Annotated in this window: 13 protein-coding genes; 8 read left to right on the top strand and 5 right to left on the bottom strand. The window is 65.0% G+C overall.

The genetic code is table 11. The features are described from left to right. Nucleotides 1-2: 2 nt before the first annotated feature. From F0311_RS10625 to F0311_RS10605, 5 genes are all read right to left on the bottom strand, one after another. Nucleotides 3-1,298, bottom strand: a complete 1,296-nt coding sequence (locus F0311_RS10625) for an AMP-binding protein (RefSeq protein WP_223881267.1) — start codon at nt 1,296-1,298, stop codon at nt 3-5. A gap of 22 nt (nt 1,299-1,320) precedes the next feature. Further along, nucleotides 1,321-2,283 carry a 1,4-dihydroxy-2-naphthoyl-CoA synthase gene (locus F0311_RS10620; RefSeq protein WP_150461906.1) on the bottom strand — a complete coding sequence of 321 codons (963 nt, stop codon included), beginning with the start codon at nt 2,281-2,283 and terminating at the stop codon, nt 1,321-1,323. A 27-nt stretch (nt 2,284-2,310) separates the two neighbouring features. After that, on the bottom strand, nt 2,311-2,625 hold the full coding sequence (locus F0311_RS10615) for a V-type ATPase 116kDa subunit family protein (RefSeq protein WP_150461905.1): 315 nt from the start codon (nt 2,623-2,625) through the stop codon (nt 2,311-2,313). Between the two features lie 119 nt (nt 2,626-2,744). After that, entirely contained in the window at nt 2,745-3,233 is a 489-nt protein-coding gene (locus tag F0311_RS10610; RefSeq protein ID WP_150461904.1) for a hypothetical protein, read from the bottom strand. A 73-nt stretch (nt 3,234-3,306) separates the two neighbouring features. Then, nucleotides 3,307-4,119 (bottom strand): class I SAM-dependent methyltransferase, encoded by an 813-nt coding sequence (locus F0311_RS10605; protein WP_150461903.1) that lies wholly within the window; start codon nt 4,117-4,119, stop codon nt 3,307-3,309. Between the two features lie 118 nt (nt 4,120-4,237). On the opposite strand from F0311_RS10605, the gene F0311_RS10600 reads away from it, so the two are divergent. The 8 genes from F0311_RS10600 (at nt 4,238) to F0311_RS10565 (ending at nt 12,036) form a co-directional block, all read left to right on the top strand. Beyond that, nucleotides 4,238-4,660, top strand: a complete 423-nt coding sequence (locus F0311_RS10600; protein WP_150461902.1) for a hypothetical protein — start codon at nt 4,238-4,240, stop codon at nt 4,658-4,660. A 26-nt stretch (nt 4,661-4,686) separates the two neighbouring features. Then, the gene (locus F0311_RS10595; RefSeq protein ID WP_150461901.1) at nt 4,687-5,880 is read left to right on the top strand and encodes a zinc-dependent metalloprotease; all 1,194 of its coding nucleotides are present in this window, start codon (nt 4,687-4,689) and stop codon (nt 5,878-5,880) included. Between the two features lie 78 nt (nt 5,881-5,958). Further along, nucleotides 5,959-6,978 carry a tRNA lysidine(34) synthetase TilS gene (gene tilS / locus F0311_RS10590; RefSeq protein ID WP_150461900.1) on the top strand — a complete coding sequence of 340 codons (1,020 nt, stop codon included), beginning with the start codon at nt 5,959-5,961 and terminating at the stop codon, nt 6,976-6,978. Nucleotides 6,979-7,032: 54 nt separating this feature from the next. Further along, nucleotides 7,033-7,584 (top strand): hypoxanthine phosphoribosyltransferase, encoded by a 552-nt coding sequence (gene hpt, locus F0311_RS10585; protein WP_150461899.1) that lies wholly within the window; start codon nt 7,033-7,035, stop codon nt 7,582-7,584. A gap of 190 nt (nt 7,585-7,774) precedes the next feature. Further along, nucleotides 7,775-9,703, top strand: a complete 1,929-nt coding sequence (gene ftsH / locus F0311_RS10580) for an ATP-dependent zinc metalloprotease FtsH (RefSeq protein WP_150461898.1) — start codon at nt 7,775-7,777, stop codon at nt 9,701-9,703. Beyond that, nucleotides 9,681-10,244, top strand: coding sequence for a GTP cyclohydrolase I FolE (gene folE / locus F0311_RS10575; RefSeq protein ID WP_150461897.1), 564 nt, complete (start codon nt 9,681-9,683; stop codon nt 10,242-10,244). Before ftsH ends, folE begins: the two co-directional genes overlap by 23 nt. A 115-nt stretch (nt 10,245-10,359) precedes the next feature. Further along, complete coding sequence (gene folP, locus F0311_RS10570; RefSeq protein ID WP_223881266.1) at nt 10,360-11,265, top strand: dihydropteroate synthase; 906 nt, start codon at nt 10,360-10,362, stop codon at nt 11,263-11,265. A gap of 42 nt (nt 11,266-11,307) precedes the next feature. Continuing rightward, nucleotides 11,308-12,036: an ABC transporter ATP-binding protein gene (locus F0311_RS10565; RefSeq protein ID WP_150461896.1), complete on the top strand. Its 729-nt coding sequence runs from the start codon at nt 11,308-11,310 to the stop codon at nt 12,034-12,036. The last annotated feature ends 6 nt before the right edge of the window (nt 12,037-12,042 follow it).

The raw sequence follows: 12,042 nt of genomic DNA, 5'->3' as shown, positions 1-12,042 counted from the left end.
CGTCACAGGTGACCACCGAACGTGAGCAGCCGCAGCAGAGCCTGTCGATCGGGCTTGCTGTTGGGCAGCAGCGGCAGGGCACCCAATAGCTCATAGTGTTTGGGCACAGCCGGGGCGCCCAGGCGGTCTCGGACAAGCCGGTCGATCTCCTCAAATGTGTTGCCCTGCCGGGATGCGGTCCCCAGGACGACGGCTGCGGCTACTTTCTGGCCCCATTCGGCGTCGTCGATCCCGGCTACGAAAGCTTCCCTGACGCTGGGATGGGACTCCACGGCGCGGCGGACCTGCTCGGCGGAGACCTTCACCCCGCCGGTGATGATCACATCATCGGCCCGTCCGGTGACCGTCAGTTTAGGCACAATCTGGGCCGCATGCCCTGCTCCGGTGACCTGCGCGATGGTATCCACATCCTCCGCGCGCTGGGTGCTCAGCTGTCCCAGGTCATCGGTGCGGAACCGCCGGTGGCCGGTGGCCGGGTCGGTCTCGAACCGTTCAGCGGTGAGGGCGGCGTCGTGGTAGCCGAGGGCGACCATCGGCCCGGAGAGCAGCACCCGGCCGTGAGTGCCGATGCTGATAGCCACCCCGGGCAGCGGATAGCCGTCGTAGACGCAGCCGCCGCAGGTCTCGGCCATCCCGTAGGTGCGGATCACGTTGAGCCCCAGCTGCCGGGCCCGGCCGAACAGCTCGGTGCTGGTGGGCCCACCGCCCAGCAGGATCGCGTCGAACCGGCGCAGCGCCTGAAGCACCTCCGAGCCCTGATGCTCCAACAGTCGCTGCAGCTGGGTGGGGACCAAAGAGACGTAACGGCGCTCGTGGGTCAGCAGCTCGGCCGCCTCAGCGAAGTGCCGCGGGTCGGTGGTCCCCTCCAGCAGACCTACCGGCTCAGTTCCGGCTACCAGGCTGCGGGTGAGGACCGCCAGACCGGCCACATAGCTGGGCTGCAGCGCCAGCAGCCACTGGCCGTGTCCGCCGAGGGCCTCAGCAGTCATCTGCGCCGACGCCTCCAACGCCTCCCAGCCCAGCAGAGCCTGTTTCGGTGTCCCGGTGGACCCAGAGGTCTGCACCACCGCGACCACTCGTTCGGGGCCTGGCTCCCCGGGATAGTGTGCTGAAGTTCGCTGAATGTCTGTGTCCTGGGCGTTATTCGGGGGATTCTGACACACTGTCTTGACATCGGGGCGCTCGATCCAACGCGGAGGGTCGCCGCGCCCACCGGACAGGAACTCCAGCGGTGGGCAGTCACCTCGGCGGGCGGCGTCGAGCGCCGAGAGCGCTTCAAATATCCACGAATCAGTCATAGTCAGAGAACGACGCCGCCCTTTAGAAGTAATAGGGAAAGCCGGCCCAATTCGGCGGTCGCTTCTGTAGGAAGGCGTCGCGACCCTCCACCGCCTCATCAGTCATGTATCCCATGCGGGTCGCCTCACCGGCGAAGACCTGCTGGCCGGCCAGACCGTCGTCGGGGGCGTTGAAGGCGAACTTCAGCATCCGGATGGCCTGCGGGGACTGGGCGGCGACATCGGTGGCGTACTCCAGGGCGACCTCTTCGAGGTGCTCATGGTCCACCGCCTCATTCACTGCACCAGCGGCCGACATGTCTTCTGCAGAGTGTTCGCGGGCCAGGAAGAAAATCTCGCGGGCTTTCTTCTGGCCCACCTGCCGGGCCAGCAGGGCGGAGCCGTAGCCGGCGTCGAAGGAGCCCACCGTAGCGTCGGTCTGCTTGAACCTGCCGTGCTGGCGAGAGGCGAGGCTCAGATCGCAGACCACATGCAGGGAATGTCCGCCCCCGGCCGCCCAGCCGTTGACCACTGCGATCACCACTTTTGGCATGGTGCGAATCAGCCGCTGGACCTCCAGGATGTGCAGCCGCCCGGCCTTGGCCGGGTCTACCGTCTCGGAAGAATCTCCCGAGGCATACCGGTAGCCGTCGCGGCCGCGGATGCGCTGGTCACCGCCGGAGCAGAAGGAGTGCCCGCCGTCCTTGGGCGAGGGCCCGTTGCCGGTGAGCAGCACCGCTCCCACATCCGGTGTCATCCGGGCGTGGTCCAGGGCCCGGTAGAGCTCATCCACGGTGTGCGGACGGAAGGCGTTGCGCACCTCGGGTCGGTCGAAGGCGATCCGGACCGCGGGCAGATCGGCGGTTACGGTGTTGTGCGCATCCCGCTGAACCCGGCGATGATAGGTGATATCGGTGAAGTCAAAGCCCTCGACCCTCCGCCATTGGCGCGGATCGAAGATGTCGGAGACCTTGTCCGGAAGCGCAGAAGTGTCAGTGCCAGTCACAGCAGACGAGTCTACCGGCGGTCCAACTTAGGGCGCTTCATCTGAGTCGTCGTTCATGCGCTTACGCTGCTTCTCAAGCTCCTCGAGCCGAGCCTCGAGCATGTCCAGGCGCCAGCGGTCTTCGGCGTGCATATTCTCCTCAGCCTTACTGGGAATATGCGGCTCCTGCTCGATCTCGGGTCGTTCCTGCCCGGCTTCGAGTTCCCGGATGCGCTTCTCGAGCTCCTCGACGTCGTCACTGGCTCCGCCGCTGGGGATCTGCTTTCCGGTGACCATGCTGGTGATCTGGACGATGCTGAACAGAATGATGGCAACAATGGCGACGATAGCCCAACCTGGCATGTCCCAACCCTAGCAACTTATCAGCAGGCAGCACCCTCTCATGCAGGAGCGTGAGCGTCCCTCGGTGAGGCCGATCACCCGGATAAACGGCAGCACCCCCTCGTGCAGGAGCACGAGGATCAGCCTTCGGCAATCCGCTCAGTCGGCGGCTTGGGTGCGTGGCCCAAGGCCATGCGCACCGGGACGACCAGCATGGTGGCTAAGCCCAGGAAGCCGATCACCAGAGCGAAGAGGCTCTCCTCGACGAGCTGGCGGTAGATCGCCTCGGTGATGAACATCGTGGTAGCGCCGAAGGCAATGAAGAAAGCGAAGAAGCCCCCGGTCGGCACGTCCTCCTGCCAGCGGCGGGACTTGAACCCATAGGCACGGATGAAGTACTGGACCGTTCCGATCGAAGCAACTGCCGAGAGGATGAACCCGGTCCAGCCGACTGTGTTCCATTCGGCTCGGGTGTAGCCGGCGAAAAAGAGGAATGATGCCGCTGTGAGGGTCAGCAGGACGGTGGCCCAGGCATCATGCGGCGGGCCCAGCGGAGGCTTGGGCGGAGGCTCCTTGGCCGCCTCGGAGAGCAGCTGACGCTGCTGTTTGTTTTCAGTCTCAGCACTCATATGAAACACCTCCGCACTGCGACATCTGTCACTAGCTACTCTATCGAAGCACAGTACTGAACCAAAAGGGGGGTCAGCGGGGTCTGCAGGCAAGGATGATCAGTTCGGGAGAGTCCGGTTCCACCGGCGAGCGGTCCCAGTCTCCCCAGACCTCCTCGACCACGAAGCCAGCCTGCTCCAGAGACTTATGCAGCACCGGCAGCGGACGGTAGCGCAGCGGCTCGTCAGCAGTGATGTGCCGTCCGTCGGGGAAGATATTGTGCCCCCGTGCAGTGATCAGCGGTCCGTCGGCATCGTCGTGCGCGATCCCGACCACCTCAAGCCAGGAGGCGAACTCGCCGCCGTCCGGGTGGGGCTGGGTCGTCCGGGTGGACTCCTCGTCCCAGGCGTCGGCGGCCATGCCCTGCGGGTTGCGCGATTCGAAGGCCAGCCAGCCGCCAGGCGCCAGCGCCCGGTAGGTGTCGGCCAGCACCTGGTCCCACTCTGCCCGGCTCAGGAAGTACTGGGCCACGTGCCCCATCATTAACGCAAAGTCGAAGGACGACGCCGGGGTCTCGGCTGTCGTGCCCCGGATCAGTTCCACGCGGCTGCTCACTCCGGCCTCCCGAACCCGTCGCTCGGCGATATCGATCATGGCGTCGGCGGGATCAACGCCGGTGACCTGCAGCCTGTGCTGGGCAAGGCGCAGCGCCATCACACCGGTTCCGCAACCGATATCCAGCACCCGCTTCGCGCCCAGTTCCTCGACCAGTTCCAGGTAGAAGTCGACATCCCACAGCCTCTGGTTCTCCACGTCATAGAGCTTCACGAACTCGGGATCCTCAGTCCACGGACCGTCGAGCGGCTGCGGCGCCGGCTCGCTGGGCTCTTCTCTTCTTCGGAGCATGGGGTTTACGCTATCGGAGAGAGGTTACGCCGAATAATCTCTGCTGCAGCGAGCAGACAGACTGCGGAGTGCCTGTGTTACGACTTATCGGTGTGACCTCTAAGAAAGGCGGTATGAGATGACGCAGACCCAGACCAGGCCCGAGCCGAGGATATCCACCAGTGCGGCCCGGCATGCCCGCTTCTTCCTCATGCTGGCCGCGGGACTGGCCCTGGCGGCGTCGTTGGCTCTGCTGCTGATCCCCGCCGGCAGTATCAGCACCGAGACGGATGGTCAGCCGGGGGTGACTGAATCGGTCACGCTGCTGGCCGAACATGGCCCATGGGTTCTTATCCTGCTTGCCGTCCCGGTGGTGATCACCTTGTTGCCGCTGCTGGCCCGTGGAACCGCCCGCGCGATACTCCCTCTGCTCAGTCTGGTACTGCTGGGCGGCTTTGTGGTGCTCGCGCTGTTCAGCATAGGCATGTTCTACCTGCCTGCCCTGGGCGCGCTCATGACCGGAACAATCATCTCGCTGCGGCACCGCCCAGACTCCCGCTGAGTGTTCCCCTGTGGTGTGATTGGTGTATGACTGCCGCCCCTGAAGCACAGACCCCGGCCGCTGAACTGATCATCAACTGGGAAGTCGCCCGGACCACTGCCGGACGGCTGGTGCCGCCCGGACCCAAGCTCAAGCGCGCCGAAGCTGCCCAGGAGGTTGCTGATCTGCGCCAGGCCGCTGCTGATTCGGTCGGCCACGTCTACAACATCACCGGGCTGGACGCCGCCAAAGGGCTGGGTGAGGACATCCAAGTCGAGGCAGCAGGGCAGCCGGAGCGCCGGAAGGACGGCGCGGAAAGCGACCGAGCGGTGCTGGTGGTGGACCGGCCCGGTTGGTCGGCCGCCAACACCTCCAGCTTCCGGGAGCTGTTGGCCCCGGCACTGGAGGCCGCTGCGGAAAAGAAGCCCGAGCTGCTCAAGGAAGGGTCCACCGCTCAGGTCTTCGGCTCCGCCGCCACCGGGACTGAGCTCGGCGGAGTGCTGGCCTTCCTCTCGGCCAATGTGCTGGGCCAATTCGACCCCTTCCACTCCTCACCCGCCGCCCCCCACGGCCGCCTGCTGCTGGTGGCCCCCAACGTTGTCAACGTGGCCCGGGAGCTCAACGTGCGGCGGTCCGACTTCCGGCTCTGGGTCTGCCTGCACGAGCAGACTCACCGGGTGCAGTTCGCCGCCGCCCCTTGGCTGGCCGAGTATCTGAAGGAGAAGATCACCGCGCTCTCTACCTCCACCATGAGTCAGGCCGACTCGCTGCCGCAGCGCTTGGCCGAGGCGGTCAAGAACCTGCGTGCCGAACTCAAGGAGAAGAAGGCCGCCGAAGAGCAGCCTTCACCTCGCAACCGTCTCCTGGAGGCCATCCAGTCTCCCGAGGACCGCGAGACCATGTCCCAGATCACCGCAGTGATGAGCCTGCTGGAGGGCCACGCCAATGTGGTGATGGACGCAGTGGACGCCTCCATCGTGCCCACGGTGCGCACCATCCGCCGCCGGTTCGAGGACCGCGGCAAGGACCGCTCCCCGCTGGAGAAGCTGGTCCGCAGGCTCCTGCAGCTGGACGTCAAAGCTGCTCAGTACCGCGACGGCCAGAAGTTCGTGGGCCATCTTGTGGAGCGTATCGGCATGCAGCGGTTCAACACCATCTGGGAAACCCCGGAGCATCTGCCCACCGAGAAGGAGCTGCACGACCCTGACCTGTGGATCGAACGGATGGGCATGCGCCCATGAAGGCGCTCTTCAGGCGTGATGGCGAGCCAAAGCTTGCCGAGAGGCGAGCGGGGTTCCTCCGTGGCCGGGAACAGCGCTGTGGCTAAAGCACCTCAGTCGCTCCATCGTGCTCGGAAAGCTGTTGGAGAAGCACTGAACCCTCAAGGCCTCACCCTGGTGGCCTGCTCCGGCGGGGCGGACTCGCTGGCGCTGGCTGCGGCGGCCGCCTGGCATCACAGGCGCACCACCGGCCCGCTGGCAGATGCGAAAGTGGGCGGCGTCGTCGTTGATCACCATCTTCACCCGGACAGTGTGGAGGTCTCAGGCAGAACAGTCAGCCAGCTCAAGTCTCTGGGGCTGGGCCCGGTGCGGATCTACTCCGCAGATGTGGACCCGGAGTCTTCACTGGGACCGGAGGCAGCCGCTCGGACCGGCCGCTACCAGGCGTTCCGACAGGCGATGACTGAGCTCGGCGCTACCCGGATCCTGCTGGCCCACACCGCTGATGACCAGGCCGAACAGGTGCTGCTGGGTTTGGCCCGCGGTTCCGGGACCCGCTCCCTGGCCGGAATCCCACCTGCACGCGGGCCGTTCCGCAGGCCGATGCTGCACCTGACCCGGGCCGACACCGAAGCGATCTGCCGCCATCATGACCTGGACTGGTGGGAGGATCCGGCCAACTCTGACCCGCGGTACCTGCGCTCCAAAGTCCGTACCCAGGTGCTGCCGTATCTGGAGCGGGAGCTGACGACATCGTTCCGGGAGTCTCTTATCCGCACCGCACAGATCGCGGCCGCCGACGCGGACTACCTAGAGAACCAGGCCAAAGAGGTCTTCCCCACCCTGCTGGAGGACCCCGATCCTGCCGGCGCACTGCGGCTGAAGCTCAAGCCTCTGCGGGCACAGCCCCCGGCAATCCGGCGTCGCGTGCTGGCCCTGGCCGTGGCAGCTGCCGGCGGAGCCAATCCCAGCTTCGAGCGGCTCTCGGCGGTGGAGAAGTTGGTCACCGGGAGCCGTTCGGCCGGGCCCGTGGAGTTGGCAGGGTATGTCACAGTTCACCGGGGTGCGCGCGGCACCTCAGATTATGGAAAACTGGTGGTTGTTCCGCCATCGGGGTGAGAACCGTCCGCTGATCGGCGGGCGCGGCTGAGACCAAGGAGCACTGCGGAACCGATGGATTCCCAGGACGTCAAAGACGACCTCGAAGAAGTTCTCTACACCGCTGATGAGATCCAGGCTCGGATCGATGAGCTCGCCGCCGATATCGATCGCGACTACGCCGATAAGGACGTGCTCATTGTGGGGGTGCTCAAGGGCGCGGTGATGGTCATGGCCGATCTGTCCCGGGCGCTGACCTCGCATATCGCCATGGACTGGATGGCCGTGTCCTCCTACGGCTCCGGCACCAAGTCCTCCGGCGTGGTGCGGATTCTGAAGGATCTCGACGCCGATCTGATGAACCGACATGTGCTGATCGTGGAGGACATCATCGACTCCGGCCTGACCCTCAGCTGGCTGAAGGCCAACCTGGAGTCCCGCGGCCCGGCCAGCGTGGAGATCTGCACCCTGCTGCGCAAGCCCGAGGCCGCCAAGGTCCAGATCGAGGTGAAGTACGTCGGCTTCGACATCCCGAACAAGTTCGTGGTCGGCTACGGCCTGGACTTCGCCGAGAAGTACCGCAACCTCGACTGCATCGGCATCCTCGCCCCCCACGTCTACCAGTGATTGGGCTGAGCGCACAGCCGAGCTTGCTCGAGCTGCGCCGAGGCAATTGAAGCTCATCACCGCCTTCAGGCGGGAAACCAGGTGCCCATCCTCCGCCTGAGGCGAACTTTGGGCATCTTGGTTTACCGGGCGGCGTCGTGCTCTAGTACCGTGTACAGCTGACCCCATCATCCGCGCGTCACGGAGCTGCATGAACTTCAAGAAGATCTTCACCGGGCCGCTGTTCTGGATTCTCCTGGCAGTGCTGGTCCTGCTTGTGGTCGTCCCGATGCTGTTCAGCTCCTCCGGCGCCGGCCAGCGCGTGGACACTAATGTGGGAATGGAGCTGCTGGACGAGGGTCGGGTCGCTGAGGCCAGGATCGACGACGGCGACTCACGGGTGGACCTCACCCTGGCAGAGTCCTTCGAGCTGGACGGCACAACATACGACGACGCCGTCCACTTCCACTTCTCCCAGGCTCGGGCAGAGACTGTGGCTGAGTCCATCGCTGGTGCCGACCTGGACGGTTATACCGATGAGCCGGAGCAGTCCAACTGGCTGCTGTCCATGCTCGGGTTCATGATTCCGTTCTTGATCATCGCCGCGATCTTCATCTGGCTGATCCTGCGGATGTCCGGTGGCGGAAACCGGGTGATGCAGTTCGGCAAGTCCAAGGCCAAGATGTTCGACAAGGACATGCCACAGGTGACTTTCGAGGATGTGGCCGGAGCCGAGGAGGCCGTCGAGGAGCTGCACGAGATCAAGGAGTTCCTCTCCGAGCCAGAGAAGTTCCAGCGCCTGGGTGCCAAGATCCCCAAGGGTGTGCTGCTCTACGGGCCGCCCGGCACCGGTAAGACCCTGCTGGCCAAAGCGGTGGCCGGTGAGGCTGGTGGCTCCTTCTACTCGATCTCCGGCTCCGACTTCGTGGAGATGTTCGTGGGCGTGGGCGCCTCCCGGGTCCGCGACCTGTTCAAACAGGCTAAGGAGAACTCCCCGGCCATCCTCTTTGTGGACGAGATTGACGCCGTGGGCCGCCAGCGTGGCGCCGGCGTGGGCGGCGGCAACGACGAGCGTGAGCAGACCCTGAACCAGCTGCTGGTGGAAATGGACGGCTTCGACGCCAACGCCAATATCATCGTCATCGCGGCTACCAACCGGCCCGATGTGCTGGACCCTGCACTGCTGCGCCCCGGCCGGTTCGACCGGCAGATCCCGGTGGAGGCCCCTGACTTCGCCGGCCGCAGGCAGATCCTGAAGGTCCACTCCAAGGGCAAACCGATGGTGGATGACCTGGACTTGCAGCAGGTAGCGCGCAAAACTCCCGGGTTCACCGGTGCGGACCTGGCCAATGTGCTCAACGAGGCTGCACTGCTGACCGCCCGTTCCAATGCCGACCTCATCGACGACCGTGCCATCGATGAGGCCATCGACCGGGTGATGGCCGGCCCGCAGAAGCGCACCCGCCTGATGAAGGACCACGAGCGCAAGGTCACCGCCTACCACGAGGGCGGCCACGCCCTGGTGGCTGCAGCACTGAATTACTCCGCCCCGGTCACCAAGATCACCATCCTGCCCCGCGGCCGCGCCCTGGGCTACACCATGGTGATCCCGGAGGATGACAAATACTCCACCACACGCAACGAGCTGCTGGACACCATCGCCTACGCCATGGGCGGCCGGGTGGCCGAGGAGATCATCTTCCAGGACCCTTCCACTGGAGCGGCCAACGATATCCAGAAAGCCACCGAGACCGCCCGGAAGATGGTCACCGAGTACGGCATGAGTGCGAAGGTCGGCTCGGTCAAGCTCGGCTCCGGGGACACCAACCCCTTCCTGGGCAAGGAGATGACCACCGGCAAGGACTACTCCGAGGAACTCGCCGCGATCGTAGACTCCGAGGTGCGCAGCATCATCGATGAGGCCCATGACGAGGCCTACTGGGCGCTCACCGAGAACCGGGACGTGCTCGACCGGCTGGCCGAGGAACTGCTGCGCGTGGAGACACTGAACGCCAAGGAGGTCGCCGAGATCTTCAAGGACGTGAAGAAGCGGCCAAAGCGGGACGTCTGGGAGTCTTCCGAGAACCGTCCGATCGTGATTGAAGGCGAAACGGTCAATGGTAGATCTTCCCAGGATTGAGGCAGCCATCCGGGAGATCCTGCTCGCAGTGGGGGAGGACCCCGCCCGGGAAGGGCTGCGCGAGACCCCGACCCGGGTGGCCAAGGCCTATGCGGAGGCGTTCGCCGGGCTGAGGCAGGATCCGGCCGAGCTGCTCGGCACCACCTTCGACATCGGCCACCAGGAGCTGGTGCTGGTCCGCGATGTGCCCTTCTACTCGATGTGCGAGCACCACCTGGTGCCTTTCTACGGCAACGCTCATGTGGGATACATCCCCGCGGAGGAGGGCAAGGTCACCGGGCTGTCCAAGCTGGCTCGGCTGGTGGATATCTACGCCAAGCGACCCCAGGTCCAGGAGCAGCTGACCACCCAGATAGCTGATTCGCTCATGGAACATCTGCAGCCCCAAGGCGTGATCGTGGTGATTGAGGCCGAGCACCTGTGCATGTCCATGCGCGGGGCCGCCAAGCCCGGTGCTAAGACCGTGACCTCCGCGGTCCGCGGTGCCCTGCGCAGTGCGGCCACCCGGTCCGAGGCGATGAGCCTCATCCTGCACTCCTGACAGGTGCCCGCTGCGCCTGTCCTTAGCCTCCCCCAGCGTTGAGTGCGTGATTTGTGCAGTAATTTGGCGTTTATGTGGACGAAAATAGTGCACAAATCATGCACTCGAGAAAGAGGTGGGCGAATTGGTCGGCACTTTGGTGATGGGGATCCTCAACGTCACCCCGGACAGTTTCTCTGACGGTGGACGGTACAACGACGACGCCGCGGCCGCAGTCCAGCACGCCCACCAGTTGATTACCCACGGTGCGCAGCTCATCGACATCGGCGGGGAATCCACCAGGCCGGGTGCCGAGCCGGTGGACCCGGCCGAAGAGCAGCGCCGAGTGATTCCTGTGCTCAAAGAGCTGCTGGAGCTTCCGATTCAGCTCTCCATCGACACTCGGCATTCGCAGACCGCCCGGGCTGTGCTGGAGCTGGCGGGCTCACGTGCTCAGGAGCTGATCATCAATGATGTCTCTGGGCTGCTCACCGATCCGCATATGCCGCAGGTCATCGCAGACTACGGCTGTGATGTGGTCATCACCCATAATCGGGACGACCCCCAGACCATGCAGTCCAAGACCCAGTACACCGATGTCACTGCAGAGGTGATCGCCGAACTGCTCCAGATCCGCCAGCTCTACGTGGACGCCGGGGTGGTGCCGGAGAGGATCATCCTGGACCCCGGTATTGGCTTCGCCAAGACACATCAGCAGAACTGGGAGCTGATCTGCAACCTTGACCAGTTCACAGCGCTGGGCCAGCGGGTGCTCTTCGGGGCCTCCCGCAAGGGCTTCCTTGGCACCCTGCTCGCAGATCCGCACGGCACCGCTCGGCCAGCCGAACAGCGGGAGACCGCCACTGCGGCACTGAGTATGCTTGCCGCACAGGTCGGCTGCTGGGCGGTCAGGGTGCATGCTCCTCAACCCAACGTCGACACGCTCAAGGTGCTGCAGGCGGTCTCGCTTCGCGCACGCTCCTCAATCTCGGAAGACCCGGCGCCCGTGCCGTTCTCCACTCGGCTCAATCAGGGGTCGTAAATTCCATTCCCGCCCCGAGCGAACTGTGTAAGGTGGATAGCCATGAGGGGATTGCTCAAACGCCGCAAACACTCCGCCGACATCCTGGGCGCCGAAGTCCAACGACCGGTGCCCACCGGTCCACCAGCGGTGGAGTTGGAGGGCGTGACCATTCGTTACACCGAGGCTGACGGCAATGAGCGGGTCATCGTTCAGGATTTCAGCCTCACCATCCCGCAGGGCGCGGTGCACTGCCTGGCCGGCCGATCCGGCTCCGGCAAGACCTCCCTGCTGCGGGTGGCCACCGCCACCCAGACCCCCACCTCAGGCGAAGTGCGCTGGGCCGAGTCCGCCATCGTGGGTCTGAACCACAAGCAGCTGGCCGCAGCCCGGCGTCAACACATGGGGTATGTGGACCAAGGAGCCACAGTCATCGAGGAGCTCACCGTGCTGGACAATGTGCTCATCCCCGCCATGCCCGAAGGCATCACTGCAGAGATCACCCAGCGCGCCAATGAGCTGTTGGAACGCTTCGGCCTGGCAGCCGCCACGCGGCAAAAAGCGCGCAGCCTCTCCGGCGGTGAGCGACAGCGGCTGGCAATCGTGCGTGGCCTGTTGCTGGAACCCACCGCCCTGGCCCTGGACGAGCCCACCGCCAGCCTGGACCGCAATACCGCCAATACGGTGATTGAGGCAATGCACACCGCCGCCAGCTCCGGGGCCGCGGTCCTGGTGGCCAGCCACGACCCCGAGGTCATCGCCTCAGCACACACGGTGACGCGCCTGGTCTGACCACCG

The sequence above is a fragment of the Nesterenkonia ebinurensis genome, from assembly GCF_008711175.1.
Lineage (GTDB): Bacteria > Actinomycetota > Actinomycetes > Actinomycetales > Micrococcaceae > Nesterenkonia > Nesterenkonia ebinurensis.
This window is presented reverse-complemented; position numbering and strand designations above follow the sequence as displayed.

What these genes read in the sequence shown, in the direction of transcription:
- F0311_RS10610 (WP_150461904.1), bottom strand. Translation starts at nt 3,233, where the DNA reads ATGAGTGCTGAGACTGAAAACAAACAGCAGCGTCAGCTGCTCTCCGAG.
- F0311_RS10595 (WP_150461901.1), top strand. Translation starts at nt 4,687, where the DNA reads ATGACTGCCGCCCCTGAAGCACAGACCCCGGCCGCTGAACTGATCATC.
- ftsH (WP_150461898.1), top strand. Translation starts at nt 7,775, where the DNA reads ATGAACTTCAAGAAGATCTTCACCGGGCCGCTGTTCTGGATTCTCCTG.
- F0311_RS10615 (WP_150461905.1), bottom strand. Translation starts at nt 2,625, where the DNA reads ATGCCAGGTTGGGCTATCGTCGCCATTGTTGCCATCATTCTGTTCAGC.
- F0311_RS10600 (WP_150461902.1), top strand. Translation starts at nt 4,238, where the DNA reads ATGACGCAGACCCAGACCAGGCCCGAGCCGAGGATATCCACCAGTGCG.
- F0311_RS10565 (WP_150461896.1), top strand. Translation starts at nt 11,308, where the DNA reads ATGAGGGGATTGCTCAAACGCCGCAAACACTCCGCCGACATCCTGGGC.
- F0311_RS10605 (WP_150461903.1), bottom strand. Translation starts at nt 4,119, where the DNA reads ATGCTCCGAAGAAGAGAAGAGCCCAGCGAGCCGGCGCCGCAGCCGCTC.
- folE (WP_150461897.1), top strand. Translation starts at nt 9,681, where the DNA reads ATGGTAGATCTTCCCAGGATTGAGGCAGCCATCCGGGAGATCCTGCTC.
- hpt (WP_150461899.1), top strand. Translation starts at nt 7,033, where the DNA reads ATGGATTCCCAGGACGTCAAAGACGACCTCGAAGAAGTTCTCTACACC.
- F0311_RS10625 (WP_223881267.1), bottom strand. Translation starts at nt 1,298, where the DNA reads ATGACTGATTCGTGGATATTTGAAGCGCTCTCGGCGCTCGACGCCGCC.